Source organism: Pseudomonas sp. GW460-12-10-14-TSB1 (assembly GCF_017349775.1).
In the GTDB taxonomy this organism is placed as follows: Bacteria; Pseudomonadota; Gammaproteobacteria; order Pseudomonadales; family Pseudomonadaceae; genus Aquipseudomonas; species Aquipseudomonas piscium.
In genome coordinates this window covers 39767-62421 of record NZ_JACNAC010000040.1, presented here as the reverse complement: position 1 = coordinate 62421, position 22655 = coordinate 39767, and the positions used below count along the sequence as shown (strand labels likewise).

At 65.2% G+C, this 22655-nt stretch carries 20 protein-coding genes; 7 read left to right on the top strand and 13 right to left on the bottom strand.

What is annotated here, in order from left to right; genetic code table 11:
• Window positions 1-5: 5 nt before the first annotated feature.
• Window positions 6-569, bottom strand: coding sequence for a hypothetical protein (locus J4D52_RS21310; protein ID WP_102676355.1), 564 nt, complete (start codon window positions 567-569; stop codon window positions 6-8).
• Window positions 570-879: 310 nt separating this feature from the next.
• Between J4D52_RS21310 and ilvD the strand changes: the two genes are divergently transcribed.
• Window positions 880-2721, top strand: a complete 1842-nt coding sequence (gene ilvD, locus J4D52_RS21305; protein ID WP_028683538.1) for a dihydroxy-acid dehydratase — start codon at window positions 880-882, stop codon at window positions 2719-2721.
• A 155-nt stretch (window positions 2722-2876) separates the two neighbouring features.
• On the opposite strand, the gene J4D52_RS21300 is transcribed toward ilvD, so the two are convergent.
• The gene (locus J4D52_RS21300; RefSeq protein WP_025807147.1) at window positions 2877-3932 is read right to left on the bottom strand and encodes a phosphorylcholine phosphatase; all 1056 of its coding nucleotides are present in this window, start codon (window positions 3930-3932) and stop codon (window positions 2877-2879) included.
• A 240-nt stretch (window positions 3933-4172) separates the two neighbouring features.
• On the opposite strand from J4D52_RS21300, the gene J4D52_RS21295 reads away from it, so the two are divergent.
• Window positions 4173-5564 (top strand): L-cystine transporter, encoded by a 1392-nt coding sequence (locus tag J4D52_RS21295; RefSeq protein WP_102676356.1) that lies wholly within the window; start codon window positions 4173-4175, stop codon window positions 5562-5564.
• A gap of 130 nt (window positions 5565-5694) precedes the next feature.
• Here J4D52_RS21295 and J4D52_RS21290 read toward each other — a convergent pair whose 3' ends face one another.
• Entirely contained in the window at window positions 5695-6207 is a 513-nt protein-coding gene (locus tag J4D52_RS21290; protein ID WP_063433320.1) for a dihydrofolate reductase, read from the bottom strand.
• A gap of 96 nt (window positions 6208-6303) precedes the next feature.
• Here J4D52_RS21290 and J4D52_RS21285 point away from each other — a divergent pair, with 96 nt between their 5' ends.
• Both J4D52_RS21285 and J4D52_RS21280 read left to right on the top strand, forming a co-directional pair.
• On the top strand, window positions 6304-7683 hold the full coding sequence (locus tag J4D52_RS21285) for a DUF2868 domain-containing protein (RefSeq protein WP_102676357.1): 1380 nt from the start codon (window positions 6304-6306) through the stop codon (window positions 7681-7683).
• On the top strand, window positions 7676-9064 hold the full coding sequence (locus J4D52_RS21280; protein ID WP_102676358.1) for a GTPase/DUF3482 domain-containing protein: 1389 nt from the start codon (window positions 7676-7678) through the stop codon (window positions 9062-9064). Before J4D52_RS21285 ends, J4D52_RS21280 begins: the two co-directional genes overlap by 8 nt.
• 111 nt (window positions 9065-9175) lie before the next feature.
• Here J4D52_RS21280 and J4D52_RS21275 read toward each other — a convergent pair whose 3' ends face one another.
• The 7 genes from J4D52_RS21275 to J4D52_RS21245 form a co-directional block, all read right to left on the bottom strand.
• Entirely contained in the window at window positions 9176-9730 is a 555-nt protein-coding gene (locus J4D52_RS21275; RefSeq protein WP_102676359.1) for a phosphonate degradation HD-domain oxygenase, read from the bottom strand.
• A complete protein-coding gene (locus J4D52_RS21270) occupies window positions 9730-10863 on the bottom strand; it encodes a TIGR03364 family FAD-dependent oxidoreductase (protein ID WP_102676360.1) in 1134 nt (377 codons plus the stop codon). Before J4D52_RS21270 ends, J4D52_RS21275 begins: the two co-directional genes overlap by 1 nt.
• A 120-nt stretch (window positions 10864-10983) precedes the next feature.
• Window positions 10984-12009: a putative 2-aminoethylphosphonate ABC transporter substrate-binding protein gene (locus J4D52_RS21265; RefSeq protein WP_102676361.1), complete on the bottom strand. Its 1026-nt coding sequence runs from the start codon at window positions 12007-12009 to the stop codon at window positions 10984-10986.
• Window positions 12010-12058: 49 nt separating this feature from the next.
• Window positions 12059-13783, bottom strand: a complete 1725-nt coding sequence (locus J4D52_RS21260; protein ID WP_102676362.1) for a putative 2-aminoethylphosphonate ABC transporter permease subunit — start codon at window positions 13781-13783, stop codon at window positions 12059-12061.
• 1 nt (window position 13784) lies between these two features.
• Complete coding sequence (locus J4D52_RS21255; protein WP_102676363.1) at window positions 13785-14861, bottom strand: putative 2-aminoethylphosphonate ABC transporter ATP-binding protein; 1077 nt, start codon at window positions 14859-14861, stop codon at window positions 13785-13787.
• Between the two features lie 222 nt (window positions 14862-15083).
• Window positions 15084-15947, bottom strand: a complete 864-nt coding sequence (locus tag J4D52_RS21250; RefSeq protein WP_025807134.1) for a LysR family transcriptional regulator — start codon at window positions 15945-15947, stop codon at window positions 15084-15086.
• 31 nt (window positions 15948-15978) lie between these two features.
• Window positions 15979-18177 carry a heavy metal translocating P-type ATPase gene (locus J4D52_RS21245; protein ID WP_256581475.1) on the bottom strand — a complete coding sequence of 733 codons (2199 nt, stop codon included), beginning with the start codon at window positions 18175-18177 and terminating at the stop codon, window positions 15979-15981.
• Between J4D52_RS21245 and J4D52_RS30570 the strand changes: the two genes are divergently transcribed.
• Together J4D52_RS30570 and cadR are read left to right on the top strand one after the other, a co-directional pair.
• On the top strand, window positions 18151-18450 hold the full coding sequence (locus tag J4D52_RS30570; RefSeq protein ID WP_258537814.1) for a hypothetical protein: 300 nt from the start codon (window positions 18151-18153) through the stop codon (window positions 18448-18450). The two genes, J4D52_RS21245 and J4D52_RS30570, sit on opposite strands and share 27 nt — an antisense overlap.
• Window positions 18451-18499: 49 nt before the next feature.
• Window positions 18500-18949 (top strand): Cd(II)/Pb(II)-responsive transcriptional regulator, encoded by a 450-nt coding sequence (cadR, locus tag J4D52_RS21240; RefSeq protein ID WP_102676365.1) that lies wholly within the window; start codon window positions 18500-18502, stop codon window positions 18947-18949.
• A gap of 78 nt (window positions 18950-19027) precedes the next feature.
• On the opposite strand, the gene J4D52_RS21235 is transcribed toward cadR, so the two are convergent.
• The 3 genes from J4D52_RS21235 to J4D52_RS21225 all read right to left on the bottom strand — a co-directional run bounded on the left by J4D52_RS21235 (window position 19028) and on the right by J4D52_RS21225 (window position 21730).
• A complete protein-coding gene (locus J4D52_RS21235) occupies window positions 19028-19999 on the bottom strand; it encodes a thymidylate synthase (RefSeq protein WP_063433328.1) in 972 nt (323 codons plus the stop codon).
• Between the two features lie 47 nt (window positions 20000-20046).
• Window positions 20047-20868 (bottom strand): prolipoprotein diacylglyceryl transferase, encoded by an 822-nt coding sequence (gene lgt, locus J4D52_RS21230; RefSeq protein WP_063433329.1) that lies wholly within the window; start codon window positions 20866-20868, stop codon window positions 20047-20049.
• Window positions 20869-20947: 79 nt separating this feature from the next.
• Window positions 20948-21730, bottom strand: coding sequence for a sulfite exporter TauE/SafE family protein (locus J4D52_RS21225; RefSeq protein WP_025807130.1), 783 nt, complete (start codon window positions 21728-21730; stop codon window positions 20948-20950).
• A 123-nt stretch (window positions 21731-21853) separates the two neighbouring features.
• Between J4D52_RS21225 and J4D52_RS21220 the strand changes: the two genes are divergently transcribed.
• Window positions 21854-22600, top strand: coding sequence for an NRDE family protein (locus J4D52_RS21220; protein WP_102676366.1), 747 nt, complete (start codon window positions 21854-21856; stop codon window positions 22598-22600).
• Window positions 22601-22655: the final 55 nt, after the last annotated feature.

Below are 22655 nucleotides of genomic sequence, written 5' to 3'. Positions count from 1 at the left end.
AGCGCTCAAGCGACCTGTGCCCGACGGCGCGCGCGCCATAAAGAGCCGAGGAACATGGCGCCAGAGAACGCGAGGGTCGGCGCGGCAAAAAACGCCAGGGACAGCAACCCGCTCTTGAAGGGGTCGAGGTGACGGTGCTGAATCCATAGCTTGAACAGCCACTGCGCCAGCCAGGGCATTGGCAGAGCCAGCAGCACCCAGGCGCCGTTGCCGAGCAGCCGTCTCCACAGATCGTCACGCCCCTGCAGCAGCGTGACACCGAGCAGGGTCATCAGCAGCAGGCCGGCCATCACGCCGAACCCCACGCCAAGGCTGAAGGGCAGACCACTGCAGGCCCACACCAGCCCCGCCGCACCCAACGCCACCAGCAGCATCGCGAGCCAGGTCCGCGGCTGGCGTCGTTGCTCGGCCAGCAGTTGCAGCAGCCCGCCGCCCATCAACAGGCCAGCCGCCAGCGCGGCCATGGCGACACCGGACAAGCCGCTGTAAAGGACGGCCCACATCAGCAGCAGGCCCTGCGCCAGGCCGACGACAAGGTAGAACCTCAGGGATCGAAGCGTCGCGGACATTCCAGCTCCATTGGAAGGTGATCGAAGGCCGGCGAGTCTAAACCAGTCCCTGATCGCCGGCTGCCCGATTCGATCTCCAGGCAATCGACGCCGTAGAGCGGCCACGGCATTCCTTCCTGGCGCCAGCGGTGTAGAATCGCGAGATTCATCGCCAGTCATCCCCCGGCGGGTTTATGAGCTCAGGCTGAGGCGCGCGGCGATCCCGCGGCGTCATCGGCAGCTTCAGGACACACGGCCATTTCTGAGTGTTCCAGAGGTCAATAGAAGCTCACTCCCCATTTGTTACCTGATTAGCCGCCCGGAGTGCTCCATGCCTGATTACCGCTCGAAAACATCCACCCACGGCCGCAACATGGCCGGCGCCCGCGCACTGTGGCGCGCCACGGGGATGAAAGATGACGACTTCAAGAAGCCGATCATCGCCATTGCCAACTCCTTCACCCAGTTCGTACCGGGCCACGTGCACCTCAAGGATCTGGGCCAGCTGGTCGCCCGCGAAATCGAACGCGCCGGCGGCGTGGCCAAGGAATTCAACACCATCGCCGTGGATGACGGCATCGCCATGGGCCACGACGGCATGCTGTATTCGCTGCCGAGCCGCGAGATCATCGCCGACTCCGTGGAGTACATGGTCAACGCCCACTGCGCCGACGCCATCGTCTGCATCTCCAACTGCGACAAGATCACCCCCGGCATGCTGATGGCCGCCCTGCGCCTGAACATCCCGGTGATCTTCGTCTCCGGCGGCCCGATGGAAGCCGGCAAGACCAAGCTCGCCTCCCACGGCCTCGACCTGGTCGACGCCATGGTGATCGCCGCCGACTCCAGCGCTTCTGACGAGAAGGTTGCCGAGTACGAGCGCAGCGCCTGCCCGACCTGCGGTTCCTGCTCCGGCATGTTCACCGCCAACTCGATGAACTGCCTGACCGAGGCCCTGGGCCTGGCCCTGCCGGGCAACGGTTCGACCCTGGCCACCCACAGCGACCGCGAGCAGCTGTTCCTGCAGGCCGGCCGTACCATCGTCGAGCTGTGCAAGCGCTACTACGGCGAGAACGACGAGTCGGTGCTGCCGCGCAACATCGCCAACTTCAAGGCGTTCGAGAACGCCATGATGCTCGACATCGCCATGGGCGGTTCGACCAACACCATCCTGCACCTGCTGGCCGCCGCCCAGGAAGCCGAGATCGATTTCGACCTGCGCGACATCGACCGCCTGTCCCGCAGCGTGCCGCAACTGTGCAAGGTGGCACCGAACATCCAGAAGTACCACATGGAAGACGTGCACCGCGCCGGCGGCATCTTCAGCATCCTCGGTTCCCTGGCCCGCGGCGGCCTGCTGCACACCGACCTGCCGACCGTGCACAGCCGCAGCATGGAAGAAGCCATCGCCAAGTGGGACATCACCCAGACCAACGACGAAGCGGTGCACCACTTCTTCAAGGCGGGCCCGGCCGGCATCCCGACCCAGACCGCGTTCAGCCAGTCGACCCGCTGGCCGAGCCTCGACGACGACCGTGAACACGGCTGCATCCGCAGCGTCGAGCACGCCTACTCGAAAGAAGGCGGCCTGGCTGTGCTGTACGGCAACATCGCCCTGGACGGCTGCGTGGTGAAGACCGCCGGCGTCGACGAGTCGATCCACGTCTTCGAAGGCAACGCGAAGATCTTCGAAAGCCAGGACAGCGCGGTGCGCGGCATCCTCGCCGACGAAGTGAAGGAAGGCGACATCGTCATCATTCGCTACGAAGGTCCGAAAGGCGGCCCGGGCATGCAGGAAATGCTCTACCCGACCTCCTACCTGAAGTCCAAGGGCCTGGGCAAAGCCTGCGCCCTGCTGACCGACGGCCGCTTCTCCGGCGGTACCTCGGGCCTGTCCATCGGCCACGCCTCGCCGGAAGCTGCCGCGGGCGGCGCCATCGGCCTGGTTCAGGACGGCGACAAGGTGCTGATCGACATTCCGAACCGCTCGATCAACCTGTTGGTCAGCGACGAAGAACTGGCTGCGCGCCGTGTCGAGCAGGACAAGAAAGGCTGGAAGCCGGTGGAAAAACGCCCACGCAAGGTGACCACCGCCCTGAAAGCCTACGCCCTGCTGGCCACCAGCGCCGACAAGGGCGCGGTGCGCAACAAGGCAATGCTCGACGGCCTGTGATCCTCGGCTGCTGAATGAAAATGCCCCGCCAAGTGCGGGGCATTTTTTTTGCCTGGAGATCAGCCTCTGCGAGGCCTATCGCGGGCAGCCTCGCTCCTACAGACGGCACTGATCCTGTAGGAGCGAGGCTTGCCCACGATGGGTTCAACCCGCTGTTACTGGATATCTTCCGGCTTGACGATCACCCAGTTCTTGTCCGCCGTCACCGGCAGCCCTTCCTTGGCCTGGGCCGCGGCGTGCTTGGCCATCATGCCGTTGATCTGGGCCATATACTTGTCCTTGCGGTTGACCCACAGGTGGATGCCGCCCTTGGCCACGTCGACATCGTGGAACAGCATATAGCCGTCGCTGGTCGGGGTGTCGCCGCCCACCAGCACCGGTTTTTTCCACTCGTCGATGTAGGTCAGGATCGCTGCGTGCTTGCCGGCCATCCAGGTCGCCGGGGTCCACAGGTAAGGGGTCAGTTCCAGGCCGAGGTTGGCCTTCTCGTCATATTTGCCGGCGGTGATCTGCTTGCGCGCGGTGGTCAGCTCGCCGGTCTTGCGGTCCTTGAGCAGGGTGGTCACGCCGATGACGTTCTGCGGCTTGACGTTGTAGCCGTACTTCGGGTCGGAGGCGACCATGCGCACCAGTTCCTCGGAGGCGGCGGTCATCACGTAGACCTCGATGCCGTTCTCCATCAGCTTGTTGTACAGCTCTTTCTGGCCGGTGAAGATTTTCGGCGGATTGATCTCGGTGTTCTTGACCACGTCGCCTTCGAAATAAGTAGCCGGCACCGGTTTGCCCGAGGCCATCAATTCGTCGACATAGCCCTTGAGTTCCTTGAGGGTAAAGCCGGAGAACACCTGCGCCACCCAGGGGTAGCAGACCATGTCGTCGACTTCACAGAGGCGGTAGTAGTAGCTGAACAGGCTTTCCTTGTGCTCGGCGGTGTCCTTGAACGGCATCAGCTTCAGGGACGGGTCGAGGGTCTCGCGGGTGATCAGGCCCTTGTTCTCCATGAACGGCAGCAGCGACTCTTCCAGGTCGTAGCGGTAACTGGTGTTGTCCATGTCGAACACCGCGTAGTTACCCTTGTTGGCGTTGGCCGCGATCATCGCGTCCAGTTGCTTGGCCTGGTCCGCGGGCCAGTGCTTCAAGTCGGTGGCGAGAACCTGGCCGGCAAGGCCCAGGCAGAGTGCGGCAACCAGAAATTTCGGAGCGAGTTTCATCGGCGTTTTCTCCCTGATTTAAAGAGATCGACGCTAACAAATCGCTGTGACAATCCTCGCCTGTGGGCGACCGCCCGCGTCCTGATTCCGCCACCGGCATGTGCCTGAGCGTCAGCGGCTTATTCCAAAAACGACAGTCTCAATGCGTTTTTGATATTAATTCATTAGATTTCAAGCTGTTAGGCTTGCCGGTTCGCAATCGCAGTCATAAGCGATTGGCACAAGTCTTATGGAGCCTTAATGAACCTGCCGCTGATCCTCAATCTGCTGGTGTTCCTCGCCTTGCTGCTGGGCCTGGCACAAACCCGTCACACCACCTGGAGCCTGGCCAAGAAGGTCCTGCTGGCGCTGGTGCTGGGCGTGGTCTTCGGTGTTGCCCTGCACAGCATCTACGGTGCCGGCAACCCCGTCCTGAAAACCTCCATCGGTTGGTTCGACCTGGTGGGCAACGGTTACGTGCAACTGCTGCAGATGATCGTGATCCCACTGGTGTTCGCCTCGATCCTCAGTGCCGTGGCGCGCCTGCACAACGCCTCGTCCCTGGGCAAGATCAGCTTCCTGACCATCGGCACCCTGCTGTTCACCACTGCCATTGCCGCGGTGATCGGCATCGCCCTGACCAACCTGTTCGGCCTGACCGCCGAAGGGCTGGTGGCCGGTACCCAGGAAATGGCTCGCCTGCAGGTGATCCAGAGCGATTACGCGGGCAAGGTCGCCGACCTGAATATCCCGCAGCTGCTGCTGTCGTTCATTCCGCAGAACCCCTTCGCCGACCTGGCCCGGGCCAAGCCGACCTCGATCATCAGCGTGGTGATCTTCGCCGCCTTCCTCGGTATCGCCGCCCTGCAACTGCTCAAGGACGACGCCGACAAGGGCCAGAAAGTGGTCAACGCCATCGACACCCTGCAAGCCTGGGTCACCCGCCTGGTGCGCCTGGTAATGAAGCTGACCCCCTACGGCGTGCTGGCGCTGATGACCAAGGTGGTCGCCAGCTCCAACCTGCAGGACATCATCAAGCTCGGCAGTTTTGTGGTGGTGTCCTACATCGGCCTGGGCCTGATGTTCGTGGTTCACGGCCTGCTCGTTTCGCTGGCCGGGATCAACCCGCTGCGCTTCTTCCGCAAGGTCTGGCCGGTGCTGACCTTCGCCTTCACCAGCCGCTCCAGCGCCGCGACCATCCCACTGAGCATCGAGGCGCAGACCAGCCGTCTGGGCATTCCGCAGTCCATCGCCAGCTTCGCCGCCTCGTTCGGCGCGACCATCGGCCAGAACGGCTGCGCCGGCCTGTACCCGGCCATGCTGGCGGTGATGGTGGCCCCGACCGTGGGCATCAACCCGCTGGACCCGCTGTGGATCGCGACCCTGGTGGCGATAGTGGCCTTGAGTTCGGCCGGTGTGGCCGGGGTGGGCGGTGGCGCGACCTTCGCCGCGCTGATCGTGCTGCCGGCCATGGGCTTGCCGGTGTCCCTGGTGGCGCTGCTGATTTCCGTCGAGCCACTGATCGACATGGGCCGTACCGCACTGAACGTCAGCGGTTCGATGACCGCCGGTGCGATCACCAGCCAGATCATGCAGCAGACCGATAAAGAAAAGCTCGATGCCGATGAGCATGCGGAGCTGGCGCAGGCTTAAGGGCTGCGACCTTTAGAACGTCATCGCGGGCAAGTCGGATCGCCGCCCGCTCGCTCCTACGGATCCCGGGTCGATCACCTCATGTGATTTGACCGCGGCCCCGTAGGAGCGGAGCTTGCCCGCGATGCTTTTAACGCTTCTCCCACACCTCGAAGCTGTAGGCCGGCTTGTCCCCTTCCGGCGGATTCGGCACGTTCGACACCAGTTGCCACTGGTTCAGGTCGAACTCCGGAAACCACGCATCGCCCTCCGGGCTCAGCGCCACGCGCGTCAGGTACAGGCGATCGGCCTGCTCCAGGCCCTGGGCATACAGTTGCGCCCCGCCGATCAGCATCAGCTCGGCGACGCCCTGCTCCAGCGCCCATTCCTCGGCACGCGCCACCGCGGCTTCCAGCGACGGGTACACCTCGGCGCCTTCGAGCCGCAGGTCGGCCTGGCGGCTGACCACTATATTCAGCCGCCCTGGCAGCGGACGCCCCAGCGAATCCCAGGTCTTGCGACCCATGATGATCGGCTTGCCCAGGGTGGTGGCCTTGAAGTATTTGAAATCCCCCGGCAAGTGCCAGGGCATGCTGTTGTCGACGCCGATCACGCGGTTTTCACCGAGGGCCGCGATCAGGCTGAGAGGGAGAGATTTTTTCATGCCGGCGAGGATACCAGAGGCTCGATGCCCCGCAACGTACCCCGATCGGCGTGACAGCGGTTATGCTCACCCCTCATTTGAGCAACGGAATGACGCGTGACAGCACTGACCCCACTGGAAAGACTCTGGCTCACCGAAGCCGTACGCCTGCGTGAAGAACACGCCGGCGCCCTGGAGGACCAGGAAGCCAATCGCCTGGCGCGCACCGCTGGCGGCGACCTGGCGAGCCGTATCCAATACCGCGCGCAGTGGCTGGCCGAACGCGACGGCCTCGCCGCCGCCCTGCGCCACTGGGTCCAGGGCGCGCGCCTGGCGCTGATGCTGCTGGCGCTGCTGGCCATCGTCAGCGGCGCCGGCCTGGCCTTCGCCGCCCTGGGCAACGGGCAGACGCCGGTCAATGTGTTCTGGGCCCTGGGCAGTCTGCTCGGCCTCAACCTGCTTCTGCTGCTGAGCTGGGCCTTGGGCCTGCTGTTCGCCGGCGAACAGGGCGCCAGCCTCGGCCGCCTGTGGCTGTGGCTCAGCGCCAAGCTCGCCCGCGACGCCAAGGCCGCGCAGCTGGCGCCCGCCCTGCTGTTGTTGCTGCAGCGGCGCAAACTCAATCGCTGGGCCATCGGCACCCTGGTCAACGGCCTGTGGCTGCTGGCCCTGCTCAGCGCCATGACAATCCTGCTGATGCTGCTGATCACCAAGCGCTACGGGTTCTACTGGGAAAGCACCCTGCTCGGCGCGGATGCTTTCGTGGCGATGACCAACGCCCTCGCGGCCATACCCCGTGCCATAGGTTTCGGGGTACCGACCGTAGAGATGATTCACGCCAGCACCCGGGATGTTTACAACACTGAACTGGTGCGCCAGATGTGGGCCGTCTGGCTGGTGGCCTCGCTGATCATTTACGGCGTGCTGCCGCGCCTGCTGTTGATGCTGTTCTGTCGCTGGCGCTGGAAGCGTGGGCAGGCGCGCCTGCAACTGGATCTCAACCTCCCCGGCTACAGCCAGCTGCGCGAAGCACTGATGCCCAGCAGCGAGCGCCTGGGGATCAACGATGCCGCCCCCGAATGGCTGCACCGCGTCGAAGGCGGCGTCAGCGCGCAGGACAGCGATGGCGCCCTGCTGGTGGCCATCGAACTGGACGACCAGCGCCCCTGGCCACCGCAATTGCCGGCCACGGTGAAAGACGCCGGCATCCTCGACAGCCGCGAATCCCGGCACAAGCTGCTGGAACAGATGAGCCGCTTTCCGCCGGCGCGCCTGGCCATCGCCTGCGATCCACGGCGCTCGCCGGACCGTGGCAGCCTGGCGCTGATCGCCGAGCTGGCCCGCAGCGCCAGCGCCACCCGGGTCTGGCTGTTGCAGGCGCCGCCGGGCCAGGCGCTGGATGCCGAACGCCTGGGTGACTGGCACGTAGCTCTGCAACAACTGGAGCTGCCGTTCGCCGATTGCGTGCCGCTGAACTGGCTGGAGACCGGGCATGACTGATCCTCGCAAACCGCCGTTGAAGCTGGCGGTGGTCGGCCACACCAACGTCGGCAAGACCTCCCTGCTGCGCACCCTGACCCGGGACGTCGGCTTCGGCGAGGTCTCCCATCGCCCCAGCACCACCCGCCATGTCGAGGGCGCGCGGCTGTCGGTGGACGGCGAACCGCTGCTCGACCTGTACGACACCCCCGGCCTGGAAGACGCCATCGCCCTGCTCGATTACCTGGAACGCCTGGAGCACCCCGGCGAGCGCCTGGACGGCCCGGCGCGCCTGGTGCGGTTTCTCGAAGGCAGCGAGGCGCGCCAGCGTTTCGAGCAGGAAGCCAAGGTGCTGCGCCAGCTGCTGGACTCCGACGCCGGGCTGTATGTGATCGACGCTCGCGAGCCGGTACTGGCCAAGTACCGCGACGAACTGGAAGTCCTCGCCAGTTGCGGCAAGCCGCTGCTGCCGGTGCTGAACTTCGTCAGCAGCGCCAACCATCGCGAGCCGGACTGGCGCGAAGCCCTGGCCCGCCTGGGCCTGCACGCGCTGGTGCGGTTCGACAGCGTGGCGCCGCCGGAGGACGGCGAGCGGCGGCTGTATGAAAGCCTGGCGTTGCTTCTGGAAAACTCGCGGCCGCAGCTGGAACGCCTGATCGCCGACCAGCAGGCGCAACGCCTGGCCCGCCAGCAAAGCGCCGCGCGACTGATCGCCGAACTGCTGATCGATTGCGCCGCCTGCCGGCGCAGTGTGGTCAGCGAGGTCGAGCAGGAACAACAGGCCATCGGCGAGCTGCGTAAGGCCGTGCGTCAACGTGAGCAGCGCTGCGTCGAATCGCTGCTCAAGCTCTACGCCTTCCGCCCCCAGGATGCCGCCGCCAGCGATGTGCCGCTGCTCGACGGACGCTGGGGCGATGACCTGTTCAACCCAGAAACCCTCAAGCAACTGGGCGTACGGGTCGGTGGCGGGATCGCCGCCGGCGCGGCGGCCGGGGCCGGCGTCGATCTGCTGGTGGGCGGCCTGACCCTGGGCGCGGCGGCCCTGGCCGGGGCGATCGCCGGTGGCGCGCTGCAAACCGCCCGCAGCTACGGCGGCCGCCTGCTGGGCAAGCTCAAGGGCCAGCGCGAGCTGACCGTGGACGACAGCGTGCTGCGCCTGTTGGCCCTGCGCCAACGGCAACTGGTGCAGGCGCTGGATGTGCGCGGTCATGCGGCGCTGGGCAGCATCCAGCTGGCCACGCCCCAGGACCAGAGCTGGCGCGAGGGCAAGCTGCCGGAGGCGCTGAACAAGGCCCGCGCCCACCCGCATTGGTCGTCACTGAACCCGGCGCCGCGCCTGAGCCAGGCGGAGCGCCAGGAGCAGATCGAGGTGTTGGCGCAGAAGCTGGTGGTCGGGGATTAAGTCGGCGCCGTTCTCGCCGACGCCATCGCGGGCAAGCCTCGCTCCTACCGAAGACTGGCGTCTGTAGGAGCGAGGCTTGCCCGCGATAGCTATCGTCCAGACAGCACAGGGTCAGGCAGCTAACAACCGCACCGCCTTGTCCTTGAGCACCTGCAAATCCATCACCGGCACCCACAGCTCCTTGGCCTGTTCGTCCCAATGACGCAGGCGCAGGCTGACCGTGCACAGCGGGTCCTGCTCGAAGGTCCGGGCCTCCTCGGCGCTCATCACCCCGCCCTGGTATTCCAGGGTGCGCCGGCTGGCTTGGCTGAGCCGCTCGTAGTAGCCCGGCTCCTTGAAGGTCAGGTAACGCTTGGCCTGCACGTGGTATTCCACCAGCCGCGCCAGGCGCTCGCTGAAACCGGCGCGACGCAGGTAGTCGGCGCCCAGCCGCTCATGGCTGACCACGCCGAAACCGCCCATGTTCTCGGCATCCTGCGTACAGATATGCCCGATATCGTGGAAGAACGCCGCCAGCACCACTTCGTCGTCGAAACCCTCGGCCATGGCCAGTTGCGCGGCCTGGGACATGTGTTCGATCTGCGACACCGGCTCGCCGATGTAGTCGCTGTCGCCAAAACGCTCGTACAGGCCGAAGACCTCGGCGATCCGCTGCTCAGGCCCCATCAGGCTTCCTCCAGCAAACGGGCGATATTGCCCTCGGCCATGGCCGGACCGACGCTCATGCCCACGCCGCTGTGCATCAGGGCCACGCTGACCCCGGCGGTCGGGCGCAGGAACGAGAACGGCCCCGGGCCGCGGGCGCCATAGACACCCTGCCAGCGCTCGAGCACCTGCACCTTGCAGCCCAGAGTGTGCTCGGCCAGTTCGAGCATCCAGTTGTCCACCTGTTCGGCATTGAACGGCGAGGGATCGCTGCCGTAATGGTGGGAGTCGCCGATGATCAGCTCGCCATAGGGCGTCGGGCTGATCAGCAGGTGGATGCCGTTCTCGTGCAGGTGCGGCGCGTCCCGCAGGATCTGCGCCTGCACCGCCGCCGCTTCGGGCAGGTCGGCAAAGGCGCCGTAATGCACGCAGCTCAGGCCAGTGAGCAGTGCGTGTTGCAGGTCCAGTTGCACCTCGGGCCGGGCGCGGAGCATTTGCAGGCGACAGACCTGCGGCGCCAGCGCGGCAATCGGCTCGGCCAGCAGGGTCTGGTAGTCATGCCCGGAACAGACCAGGATCTGCGCCGCACGAAAGCTGCCGGCGGTGCTGTGCAACTGGCCGGGCTCGATGTCGCGCACCAGGGTGGAGAAATGAAACTCCACCCCCAGGTCGCGGCGCAGGTAGTCGATCAGCATCGGGATGGCTTCCCGGGAGTACAGCTGCTGGTCGTCCAGGCCGTGCAGCGCCGCGCGATGATGGCGCAAGCGCCCGCCGTACAGATCGTTCAAGGCCGCGCCGCGCAGCAGTTCGACGCGGTAGCCGTGTTCCTGCGCACGTCCGGCGCAGAAGGCCTGCAGCAATTGCTCTTCGGCCTCGGTGCGGGCGAACAGGTAAGAGCCGTTGCGCTTGAGCGGCAGGCCGGCCAACTCGGCCCAGTCGCCCCAGATGCTGCGGCTGGCCCTGGCCAGGTCGAGCATCACCCCAGGCGGCTGTCCGGTCACCAGGGCTTGGCCGAAATTGCGCACCGACGCGCCCAGGGGCGTGGCGCTGCGCTCGAAAACCTTGACCCGCAAACCGCGCTTGGCCGCGGCATAGGCATGGGACAGCCCGAGGATGCCGGCGCCGACGATCAGCAGGTCGTTGTGGTTGCTCATGTGTGTGGTCCTTGGGCGATGACCTCTGCGAGGTCGAATCGCGGGCAAGTCAGATCGCCGCCCGCTCGCTCCTACAGAAGCGTCCATAGAAGCGAGGCGGCCCGCGACAGGGTCTGGCGGTTACTTGGCGGCGACCTTCTCGGACTTGCCGTCATAACGCTTGCGCCACTCGGCGAGGATCCCGTCGCGGTTCTTCGAGGCCCAGGCGAAGTCGTTCTTGATCAGGCGCTGCTCGTAGTCGGCCGGCAGTTCGGTCTGCGGCTTGGCGATCCCCGGCTGGGCCAGGACGGCGAAGTTTTCCTTGTACAGCTCCATGGCCGCGGGGCTGGCGGAGAAGTCGGCGAGCCTCTTCGCGGCTTCTTCATGAGGGGTGCCCTTGATCACCGCGGTGGCTTCAATTTCCCAGCCCAGGCCTTCCTTCGGCAGCACGATGTCCAGCGGCGCGCCCTGGCGCTTGAGCTGCACGGCCGGGTATTCGAAGGAGATGCCGATCGGGAATTCGCCGGCCGCCGCCAGCTTGCACGGCTTGGAACCGGAGTGAACGTACTGGCCGATGTTCTGGTGCAGGTCGTCCATGTACTGCCAGCCCTGCTTCTCACCAAAGGTCTGCAACCAGGCGCTGACGTCGAGGAAGCCGGTGCCGGACGAGGCCGGGTTAGGCATGACGATCTTGCCTTTGTACTCAGGCTTGGTCAGGTCCTGCCAGCTCACCGGCTTGGTCAGGCCCTGCTTTTCGGCCTCGACGGTGTTGAAGCAGATGGTCGCGGCCCAGACGTCCATGCCGACCCAGGCCGGCGGGTTGGCGGCGTCGCGGTAGTTGCCGCCGATCTTGCCCAGGTCCTTCGGCGCATAGCTTTGCAGCATGCCCTGCTGATCGAGGATCGCCAGGCTGGAGGCCGCCAGCCCCCACACCGCGTCCGCCTGCGGCCGGGCTTTTTCCGCCAGCAGCTTGGCGGTGATGATCCCGGTGGAATCGCGCACCCATTTGATTTCCACGTCCGGGTTGGCGGCTTCGAAGGCCTGCTTGTAGCTCTTCAGTTGCTCGGCCTCGAGGGCGGTATAGACCGTCAGTTCAGTCTTCGCGGCAAAGGCGTTCATGCTGAAAGCAGTGAGGACAGCAGCGGCAACAGCCAGGGGCTTGAACATGGTGCGGTTCCTTTCTGTAGTGGGGCTTGTAGTAGGGGGTTGGACAGATTCAGTGGCCGGGCGCGGTCTGCCGCCAGGCCTGGGAGCGGCGCAACAAGCCGCGCGAAGCCCAGGCCAGGAGCAGGGACACGCCCGCCGAGGTAAAGAGGATCAGGGTCGACATGGCGGCCGCGCCGCCGACGTTGCCGGCGTCGTCCATGTTCAGCACCGCCACCGCCGCGAGGATGGTGTCGGGGCTGTAGAGGAAGATCGCCGCCGAGACGGTGGTCATGGCCGAGACGAACAGGTAGCGCAGGATATCCAACAGCGCCGGCAGGCAGATCGGCACGGTGACCCGCAGGTAATGGCGGTACAGCGGCGCCTTGAGCGACAGCGCGGCGGCCTCGAACTCGGCGTCGAGCTGGCGCAGCGCGGTGGTGGCGGTCATCTGCGCGGTGGTCAGGTAGTGGGCGATGGTGCACACCACCAGCAGGGTCATGCTGCCGTAGAACACATGCAGCGGGTTGCCGCTGAGGTTGAAGAAGAAGACATAACCCAGGCCCAGCACCAGGCCCGGCACCGCCATCGGCACGAAGCTGAGCATGCGCAGCGCCAGGTTGAGGCCGCGCTGGGCGTGAGTCTTCTCCATCAGGTAGGCGCCGGTGAAGATCAGCAGGCTGCCGATCAGCGCCGTGCACAGGGCCATGGTCAGGCTGTTGCGGTAGGCCAGCCAGCCGCCACCGGCGGTGTCGTTGAACTGGTAGTGGTTGAGCGACAGCGACAGGTTATAGGGCCAGAACTTCACCAGCGACGAGAACACCGCCATGCCGAACACCAGCAGCAGCACTGCGCAGATCAGCAGGACGATCGCCAGGTAGCAGCCATCCCGCAGCCGGGAAGGCGCCGGCTGGAACACCTGGGCCCGGCCGCTCATGGCGTCGCCATGACGGCGACGCAGCCAGGCATCGACACCGAAGCTGAACAGCGCCGGCAGCAACAGCACCATGCCGATCAAGGCGCCACGGCCGAACTGTTGCTGGCCGACCACCGCCTTGTAGGCTTCCAGCGCCAGCACCTGATAGTCGCCACCGACCACTACCGGCACGCCGAAATCGGTGATGGTCAGGGTGAACACCAGGCAGAACGCAGCGAACACTGCCTGCCGGGTGGCCGGCCAGGTGATGCTGCGAAAGGCCTTGGCCGGGCTGGCGCCCATGCTCGACGCAGCGTCGAACAGCCGCGCATCGGCCAGGGACAGGGCCGACAGCAGGATCATCAGGGCGTGGGGAAAGGTGTAGATCACTTCGCCAAGGACGATGCCCCAGAAGCCATAGATATTGTCCGAGAGCAGCCCGCGCAGCATGCCCTGATTGCCGAACAGATAGACCAGGGCGATCCCCGGCAGCATCGATGGCGCCATCAGCGGCAGCAGCGACAGGCCGCGCCAGATCGCCTTGCCGGGAATCAGCGTGCGTTGCAGGGCATAAGCAAACAGGTAGGCCAGCGGTACCACGATGGCAGCGACGCTGAGGGAGACTTTCAGGCTGTTGCCCAGCAGCCAGTGGAAGTTGGCGCTGGTCACCAGCTCGCGGGCGGCGACCAGGCCACCACCCTGCCCGGCTTCGCCGCTGAAGCCGCGCCAGAAGATCGCCAGCAACGGCAGCAGCACCGCCAGGCCCAGCAGCAGGAGCAGCACCAGCTTGCCGCCGAGCACGAAGATACGGTCGCCGACTTCCGCGCGGGCCGCCTGGCGCGCCCGTTTCGCGGGTAGCGGCAGGGTCAGGTCAATGGCCATCTCAGGCAAACACCTGCAGGCTGCGCGGTGGCAAGGCGACCCAGATGTCCTGGGCGCCGAGGCGCGGCATGGCTTCCGGGGCCAGCTCGGCCAGCAGCGGATGGCCAGGCAACTCGTTGAGCTCGAAGCTCATGCGGCAGCGGTTGCCGAGGAAGGTGATCTCCCGGACCTTGGCCGGGAACAGGTTTTCCTCGTGCACCGGCGGATTGACGTTGATCGCCTCCGGACGGCAGAACAACCGACCCGAAGCGGCTTTGCCGGAGTCGGCCGCCAGCCGTACGTTCATCCCGCCGACCTGGGCGTGGCTGTCGCTGCTGCGGCGGAACGGCAGCCAGTTGCCCTGGCCGACGAATTCGGCGACGAACGGGGTGGCCGGGCGATCGTAGATTTCCTGCGGTGTGGCGTACTGCTCGACCTTGCCGTTGTTCATCACCGCGATGCGGTCGGCCATCAACATGGCCTCGTCCTGGTTGTGGGTCACCATCAGGGTGGTGATGCCCAAACGCCGCTGCAACTGGCGCAGCTCGGTGCACAAATGCTCGCGCACCCGGGCATCCAGCGCCGACATCGGTTCATCCAGCAGCAGCAACGAAGGCGCCGGGGCCAGGGCGCGCGCCAGGGCCACCCGCTGCTGCTGGCCGCCCGACAGCTGGCCGGGGTATTTCTTTTCGCTGCCGGTCAGGCCCACCAGTTCCAGCATCTGCGCCACGCGCTTGCGCACTTCGTCGCGGCCGCTGCCGGCCAGGCCATAGGCGATGTTGGCTTCGACGCTGAGGTTGGGGAACAGCGCGTAGGACTGGAACAGAATGCCGTAGTCCCGGGCCTGGGGCGCCAGGTGCGAGACGTCGCGGCTACCCAGGTACAACTCGCCCTGATCCTGGCGCTCGAGGCCGGCGATGCAGCGCAGCAAGGTAGTCTTGCCGCAGCCCGACGGGCCGAGCAGACACACCAGCTCGCCAGCCGCCACGTCCAGGGAGACGTTATCCAGCGCGGTGAAAGCGCCAAAGCGTTTCTGCATGCCGCGCACCTTCATTGGCGCGCCGGGGTTGCTCAGGGCAGTTGCGATCGGGTTGTTCATGGACGGACCTCATCAAGCTGATGCAGGCCATCCTAGGGAGTGAATGCGTAGTTACTGTGGCAGTGAGGCAAAAGCTGCCGATAGTGGTATTGGCGGATTTGGGTTGGGGATCGCGTTAGCCGTTGCGACGCTATCGCGGGCAAGCCTCGCTCCTACAGAAGCCGAGCGGTGTTTCTGTAGGAGCGAGGCTTGCCCGCGATCACCTGCGCAGCAGGTGGCTGTTCAGGCCGGCGCCATTTCCTGCGCCAGCCCAAGGAAGGCCGCCGGCAGGCGCGCGCCCTTGCGCTCCTTGAGGCAGTACAGGTATTCGGCGATCTGCGGCGCGTTCTCGATGGTCAACACCCGCAACTGCGGATCGTGGGGGACTTCCTGGCGGGCAATGATGCTGATGCCGATATTGCGCAGCACCGCCTCGCGGATCGACTCGCGGCTGCCGATCTCCAGCAGCGGCCCGAAGCTGACCCGGGCGCTGTCGAGCAATTCTTCGGTCAGGCGTCGGGTGGTGGAGCCCGGCTCGCGCATCAGCAGGGTATGCCCGGCCAGGGCATTCAAGGGCACGTGATCGAGGGCCGCCAACGGATGATTGCGATGCACCGCCAGCACCAGCGGGTCGCTGCCGAGCACCCGGCGGATCAACCGCGAATCTTCCAGCAACTGCGAGGACGCGGCGATGTCGACCCGGTACTCCTCCAGCGATTCCAGGACCTGTTGCGAGTTGCCGATTTCCACCGACACCTCCACCTGGGGCAGGCGCTCCCGAAAGGTCTTCACCAGATCGAGGATGTAATAAGGCGCCGTGGCGGCGATCCGCAGGGTGCCTTGCAACTGGCCGCTGTTGCGCAGGAAAAACTCGATATCGGCTTCCTGCTGCAACAGCGCCTTGACCATCGGCAGCAGCCGGGCGCCCTCCTCGCTGACGCTGAGGCGGCGCCCGCCGCGATAGAACAGCTCGACCGAGTACTGGCTTTCCAGATGGCGGATCTGGGTGGTCACCGTGGGCTGGCTCAAGCCGAGCTTTTTCGCCGCCAGGGTGATGCTGCCCAGGCGGGCCACCATGTAAAACGCCTTCAGCTCGGCACTCAGCACTGCATTCTCACGTTACCCATCAGCTCATCGTCTATTTGCGCAGCAGGCGCAAACCGTTGAAGACCACCAACAGGCTGACGCCCATGTCGGCGAACACGGCCATCCACATGGTGGCCAACCCGAAGAAGGTTACCCCAAGAAAGATCGCCTTGATGACCAGGGCCAGGGCGATATTTTGTACGAGGATGTTCGAGGTCTGGCGGGACAGCCGGACAAAGGCCGGGATCTTGCGCAGATCGTCGTCCATCAGGGCGACATCGGCGGTCTCGATGGCGGTGTCGGTACCCGCCGCGGCCATGGCGAAACCGATCTCCGCGCGGGCCAGGGCCGGGGCGTCGTTGATGCCGTCGCCGACCATACCGACCCGATGCCCTTGGGCATACAGATCTTCGATGGCTTGCAGTTTGTCGGTGGGCAGCAGGTCGCCGCGGGCCCGATCGATGCCCACCTGGGCAGCGATGGCCTCGGCGGTGTGCGGGTTGTCGCCGGTCAGCATCAGGGTCTTGATGCCCAGCTCGTGCAGCTGCTGGATCGCCTCGCGACTGGACTCCTTGACCGTGTCCGCCACGGCGAACAGGGCCAGGGGACCGGCGCTGTCGAGCAACAGCACCACGGTCTTGCCCTGCTTCTCCAGGGCGAACAGCTTCTCTTCCAGCTCCGGCGAGCACAGCCCCAGCTCTTCCACCAGGCGATGGTTGCCCAGGTGGTAGAGCTGGCCGTTGATTTCCCCGCGCACACCGCGACCGGCCAGGGCTTCGAAGTTATCCACAAGGTGCAGGCTCAGCTGCTTATCCACAGCCGCATTTGCAATAGCCAGGGACACCGGGTGGTCGGAACGGGACGCCAGGCTGGCGGCAATGGCCGGGGCGCTGCTGTCCGCCAGCGGGTCGAGGGACAGGAAGTCGGTCTGCACCGGCTTGCCGTGGGTGATGGTGCCGGTCTTGTCCAGCGCCAGGTAATCGAGCTTGTAACCGCCTTCCAGATAGACCCCGCCCTTGATCAGGATGCCTTTGCGCGCCGCCGCGGCCAGGCCGCTGACGATGGTCACCGGGGTGGAAATCACCAGGGCGCACGGGCATGCCACCACCAGCAGCACCAGGGCGCGGTAGATCCAATCGAACCAGGCGGCGCCCATGAACAGCGGCGGAATCACCGCCACGGCCAGGGCGAAGGCAAACACCGCGGGGGTGTAGATTTTCGAGAAGCTGTCGACGAAGCGCTGGGTCGGCGCGCGCGCGCCCTGGGCCTGCTCCACGGCATGGATGATCCGCGCCAGGGTCGAGTTGTTGGCCGCCGCGGTCACCCTGTACTCCAGGGAGCCGGCCTGGTTGATGGTGCCGGCGAAGACCTTGTCGCCCAGGGTCTTCTCCACCGGCAGGCTTTCACCGGTGATCGGCGCCTGGTCGATGGTCGAACTGCCGGCCACCACCTCACCGTCCAGGCCGATGCGCTCACCCGGACGCACCCGTACCAGCGCGCCGAGTTCGACGCTTTTCGCTTCCCGTTCGACCCAGCTGCCGTCCGCCTGCTGCACCGTGACCTGCTCGGGGGTCATCTGCATCAGGCCGCTGATGGCGTTGCGCGCGCGGTCCAGGGACCGTGCCTCGATCAGTTCGGCCACGGTGAACAGGAACATCACCATCGCCGCTTCCGGCCATTGGCCGATCAGCACGGCGCCGGTCACGGCGATGCTCATCAAGGCGTTGATGTTGAGATTGCGGTTCTTCAGGGCGATCCAACCCTTCTTGTAGGTGCCGAGGCCACCGCTGAGGATCGATACCAGGGCAACCACCGCTACCACCCAGGTCGGCGCAGCGCTGGTGAAGTGGATCACTTCCGCGGCCAGCGCGCCGATGCCCGACAGCGCCAGCGGCCACCAGTGTTTTTTCACCGGGGCCGCGGGCGGGGCATCGGACTCACCGCCCAGGCCGATGGGCTCTGCCTCCATGCCCAGGGACTTGATGGCGGCGATGATCGGAGCGACGTCCTGCAGGTCATGGGTCACGCCCAGCACCCGGTTGATCAGGTTGAACTCCAACTGCTGCACACCCGCCAGCTTGCCCAGCTTGTTCTGGATCAGCGTCTGCTCGGTCGGGCAGTCCATGGCCTCGATGCGGAAGCTGCTCAGGCGCGCATTGGCGCTCGGCGCCGTGCTGAGCTTGACCAGCGACGGCGCGGCGGCCGACGAACAGCAGGTATCGCCATGGCTGGCGGCCTGGGGCTCGCTCAACTGGACCAACGACGGCGCCGAGCAGCAGGAACCGCCGTGGCCTGCATGATCGTGTTTTTTCACCGGCTGCAGTTTTGCGCCATGGCCGTGATCGTGATCGTGATCGTGATCGTGATCGTGATCGTGATCGTGATCGTGATCGTGATCGTGATCGTGATCGTGATCGTGATCGTGATCGTGGCCAGCATGCTTGGAGTCAGCGCCGGGCTTGCCGTGGGTGTGCAGGGAATCGCTCATAAGGTCGCGTCCGAAAAGGTGCCTGTTGCCAAGTGAACACCCTGTAGCCACTATAGGGTCAAGCACCCTTTCGGAGATTGTCGCGATGAAAATTGGCGAGCTGGCGAAACTGACCGACTGTCAGGTCGAAACCATCCGTTACTACGAGCGCGAAGGCCTGCTGCCGGAACCGGCCCGCAGCGAAGGCAATTACCGTCTGTATACCCAGGCCCACACCGAACGCCTGACCTTCATCCGCAACTGCCGCAGCCTGGACATGACCCTCGAGGAAATCCGCAGCCTGCTGAACCTGCGCGACAGCCCGCAGGGGCAATGCGAAAGCGTCAACGCCCTGATCGACGAGCATATCCACCACGTCAAGGCGCGGATCGACGGGCTCTTGGCCTTGCAGACACAGTTGCTCGACCTGCGCCAACGCTGCAGCGAAGGGCCGGATCTGGATCAGTGCGGGATTTTGCAGCGCCTGGAAGTCAGCGGCTCGGTGGCCCCCAGCGAAGCCGAGGATTCTCACGTGGGCCGTAGCCACGGCCACTAGAAACAACGCGGGCCAGCCTCGCTCCTACAACAGACAGGAGCAGGGCTGGCCCGCGAGCATTGCGCGTTGACGCCTGGGTCAGACCGCCATCGGCGCGGTCATCGGCGCGTGGTGCTCGTAGCCTTCCAGCGAGAAGTCGCTCGGTTCGACCTTCTCCAGCCACTCCGGCTCGTACACGCCGGTCTTGGCGAACTCCGGTACACGCTCGGAAATCACCAGCTTCGGCATCGGGAACGGCTCGCGCTTGAGTTGTTCGTTGAGCATGTCCAGGTGGTTTTCATAGACGTGGGCGTCACCGATGAAATAGGTGAACCAGCGCGGGGTGTAGCCGGTCAGGCGACCGATCAGGCTCAGCAGCGCCGCGCCTTCGGTGAGGTTGAACGGCGTGCCCAGGCCCAGGTCGTTGGAGCGGATGTAGAGAGTCAGGGAGATTTCCCGGGTCTCGACATTCGGGTGGAACTGGTACAGCAGGTGGCACGGTGGCAGGGCCATTTCATCCAGTTGGGCGCAGTTCCAGCCGTGAAACAGGATGCGGCGGCTGCCCGGGTCCTTGATGATGGTGTCCACACACTGGCGCACCTGATCGATGGCCTTGTACAGCACCACGTAGGCCTGGCCGTTTTCCTCGCCTTCGGCGATCTGCCGGTAGCCCTGGCCCAGCGTCTGCTCGATGGCGGCCGGGTTGCTCATGGGGATCTGCTTGTACGCCGGCCACTTGCGCCATTGCACGCCGTAGATCTCGCCCAGGTCGTCCTCGCCCTGGCGGAAGGGGTTGGCCAGCCATTGCGCGTTTTCGTTGGCGTTCTGGTCCCAGACCTTGCAGCCCAGGGCACGGAATTCGGCGGCGTTGTTCACCCCACGAAGGAAACCGCACATCTCGCCGATGGCCGACTTGAAGGCCATCTTGCGGGTGGTGATCGCCGGGAAACCTTCTTTCAGGTCATAACGCAGCATTGCGCCAGGGAAACTGATGGTGTTCACGCCCGTGCGATTGGCCTGCTTGGTGCCGTTCTTGATGACGTGGGCGACCAGATCGAGATATTGCTTCATGTATTACCTGTGTCCTTGAAGGCAGGGCTCGCGCCCTGCGATCCGAATTAGAGCGCGGCGTCTTTCGTCGCCGGTGCCGCTGGAGCGCGATGGTAAGCCAGCCAGATCAGGAACAGGCCGCCAACGATCATCGGCAGGCACAGCACCTGGCCCATGGTCAGCCAGTTCCACGCCAGGTAACCCAGCTGCGCATCCGGGACCCGGACGAACTCGACGATAAAACGGAAAATACCGTAAAACAGGGCGAACATCCCGGAAACCGCCATGGTTGGGCGAGGTTTACGCGAGAACAGCCAGAGGATGAGGAACAGCGCCACACCTTCCAGGGCGAACTGATACAGCTGCGAAGGATGGCGCGGCAGCTGGGCCGGGTCGCTGAACGGCGGGAAGATCATCGCCCACGGCAGGTCGGTCGGCTTGCCCCACAGCTCGGCGTTGATGAAGTTGCCGATGCGCCCGGCGCCCAGGCCGATCGGCACCATCGGCGCGACGAAGTCCATCAGCTGGAAGAACGATTTGCCGTTCTTCTTGCCGAACCACAAGGCCGCCAGCATCACCCCGATGAAACCGCCGTGGAACGACATGCCGCCTTTCCAGACCTCGAAGATCAGCGTCGGGTTGGCCAGGTAGGCGCTCAGGTCGTAGAACAGCACATACCCCAGGCGCCCGCCGACAATGACCCCCATCGACATCCAGAACACCATGTCGGAGAGCTTCTCCTTGGTCCAGGTCGGGTCGAAGCGGTTCAACCGGCGCGACGCCAGCAGCCAGGCGCCACCGATGCCGATCAGGTACATCAGGCCGTACCAGTGAATTTTCAGCGGGCCGATGGCCAGGGCCACCGGGTCGATCTGCGGGTAAGGCAGCATTGCGACTCCTCGTTAGAGTGAAACTCGATTTCCGCCGCGACCATGCCACGTGCGGATTAAGCCAGGATTGCGAAACCTGTCAGAGCAGGAATGTCAGGCCGACCACAAACAACAGGCCAGCGAACAAGCGCTTCAACAGGCGCGCCGACAGCCGATGGGCCAGTCGCGCGCCGAACCGGGCAAAGACCATGCTGGTCAGGGCGATGCCCAACAGCGCCGGTAAATACACAAAACCCAGACTATGAGCCGGCAGCAACGGATCATGCCAGCCCAGAATCATGAAACTTATTGCACTGGCCACGGCAATCGGCAAACCGCAGGCCGAGGACGTGGCCACCGCCTGCTGCATCGGCACGCTGCGCCAGGTCAGGAACGGTACGGTCAGCGAGCCGCCGCCGATGCCGAAAATCGCCGAAGCCCAGCCGATCACACTGCCAGCCAGGGTCAGCCCGAGCTTGCCGGGAACGTCACGGCTGGCCTTGGGCCGCAGGTCCAAGGTCATCTGCAAGGCGACCACCAGGGCGAAGACGCCGATGATTTTCTGCAGGTTCGGCCCGGAGATCGCTTCGGCCGTCAGCGCCCCGACCCCGGCGCCAAGCAGGATGCCCAGGGTCATCCAGGCAAAGATCGGCCAGCGCACCGCGCCCCTGCGCTGGTGTTCGCGAACCGCGTTGACCGAGGTGAAGATGATAGTCGCCAGCGACGTACCGACCGCCAGGTGGGTCAGGATCGACGGATCGAAACCTTGCAGGGTGAAGCTGAACACCAGCACGGGAACGATGATGATGCCGCCACCCACGCCAAACAGGCCGGCCAATACACCCGCGCAGGCCCCCAGCAGCAGATAGAGCAGAAATTCCATGGAGGCATCCAAAAAAGAGAGCGGCATGGTAACGGATGCATGGCCCTTGGCTCCACTGGATGGCGATGGATACCCAGTCGATCTGTGCGTAGAGTGGGCAAAAAACACAAAAGGGACGACCTGATGTGCTTGATCGTATTCGCCTGGCGGCCCGGCCACGCCCTGCCCCTGATCGTCGCGGCCAACCGTGACGAGTTCTACGCCCGCCCCAGCCTGCCGCTGGCGCAATGGCCCGAAGCCCCCGACATCTACGCCGGGCGCGACCTGGAAGCAGGCGGCACCTGGCTCGGCCTGGGCGCCGACGGACGCTTCGCCGCCCTGACCAATATCCGCAATCCCCATCAGCCCCCCGCGCGCCGTTCGCGAGGCGAACTGGTGGCGCGTTTTCTCAGCAGCAAGATGTCGATTGACGACTATTTCAGCGACGTTGTCGGCCGATCCCTGGAATATGCCGGCTTCAACCTGCTGGTGGGCACCCCTGATCAGCTCTGGCACTACAACGCCCTGACCCGTGAGCCGCAGCAACTGGGCAGTGGCCTGTACGGCCTGTCGAATGCCGGGCTAGACACGCCCTGGCCCAAGCTGCTCAAGGCCAAGGCGGCGCTGCAGGAAGTGCTGGGCGACCCGCAGCCTCAGGCCCTGCTCGCCCTGCTCAGCGATACACAGACCGCGCCGTTTGCCGACCTGCCCGATACCGGGGTCGGCCTGGCCACCGAGAGCCTGCTGTCGAGCGTGTTTATCGCCAGCCCCAGTTATGGCACGCGGGCCAGCACGGCGCTGATCGTCCGGGCCGATGGTTCGAGGCACATAGTCGAGCGCAGCTTCGGGCCCTATGGCGGGCACTTGGGGGAAGTGGAGCTGAAGGTCTAGCGGACGCTATCGCGAGCAAGCCCGCTCCTACAGCTGTAGGAGCGGGCTTGTTTGC

What these genes read in the sequence shown, in the direction of transcription:
- J4D52_RS21310 (WP_102676355.1), bottom strand. Translation starts at nt 569, where the DNA reads ATGTCCGCGACGCTTCGATCCCTGAGGTTCTACCTTGTCGTCGGCCTG.
- ilvD (WP_028683538.1), top strand. Translation starts at nt 880, where the DNA reads ATGCCTGATTACCGCTCGAAAACATCCACCCACGGCCGCAACATGGCC.
- J4D52_RS21300 (WP_025807147.1), bottom strand. Translation starts at nt 3,932, where the DNA reads ATGAAACTCGCTCCGAAATTTCTGGTTGCCGCACTCTGCCTGGGCCTT.
- J4D52_RS21295 (WP_102676356.1), top strand. Translation starts at nt 4,173, where the DNA reads ATGAACCTGCCGCTGATCCTCAATCTGCTGGTGTTCCTCGCCTTGCTG.
- J4D52_RS21290 (WP_063433320.1), bottom strand. Translation starts at nt 6,207, where the DNA reads ATGAAAAAATCTCTCCCTCTCAGCCTGATCGCGGCCCTCGGTGAAAAC.
- J4D52_RS21280 (WP_102676358.1), top strand. Translation starts at nt 7,676, where the DNA reads ATGACTGATCCTCGCAAACCGCCGTTGAAGCTGGCGGTGGTCGGCCAC.
- J4D52_RS21275 (WP_102676359.1), bottom strand. Translation starts at nt 9,730, where the DNA reads ATGGGGCCTGAGCAGCGGATCGCCGAGGTCTTCGGCCTGTACGAGCGT.
- J4D52_RS21270 (WP_102676360.1), bottom strand. Translation starts at nt 10,863, where the DNA reads ATGAGCAACCACAACGACCTGCTGATCGTCGGCGCCGGCATCCTCGGG.
- J4D52_RS21265 (WP_102676361.1), bottom strand. Translation starts at nt 12,009, where the DNA reads ATGTTCAAGCCCCTGGCTGTTGCCGCTGCTGTCCTCACTGCTTTCAGC.
- J4D52_RS21260 (WP_102676362.1), bottom strand. Translation starts at nt 13,783, where the DNA reads ATGGCCATTGACCTGACCCTGCCGCTACCCGCGAAACGGGCGCGCCAG.
- J4D52_RS21255 (WP_102676363.1), bottom strand. Translation starts at nt 14,861, where the DNA reads ATGAACAACCCGATCGCAACTGCCCTGAGCAACCCCGGCGCGCCAATG.
- J4D52_RS30570 (WP_258537814.1), top strand. Translation starts at nt 18,151, where the DNA reads ATGGCTGGCGGCCTGGGGCTCGCTCAACTGGACCAACGACGGCGCCGA.
- cadR (WP_102676365.1), top strand. Translation starts at nt 18,500, where the DNA reads ATGAAAATTGGCGAGCTGGCGAAACTGACCGACTGTCAGGTCGAAACC.
- J4D52_RS21235 (WP_063433328.1), bottom strand. Translation starts at nt 19,999, where the DNA reads ATGAAGCAATATCTCGATCTGGTCGCCCACGTCATCAAGAACGGCACC.
- lgt (WP_063433329.1), bottom strand. Translation starts at nt 20,868, where the DNA reads ATGCTGCCTTACCCGCAGATCGACCCGGTGGCCCTGGCCATCGGCCCG.
- J4D52_RS21225 (WP_025807130.1), bottom strand. Translation starts at nt 21,730, where the DNA reads ATGGAATTTCTGCTCTATCTGCTGCTGGGGGCCTGCGCGGGTGTATTG.
- J4D52_RS21220 (WP_102676366.1), top strand. Translation starts at nt 21,854, where the DNA reads ATGTGCTTGATCGTATTCGCCTGGCGGCCCGGCCACGCCCTGCCCCTG.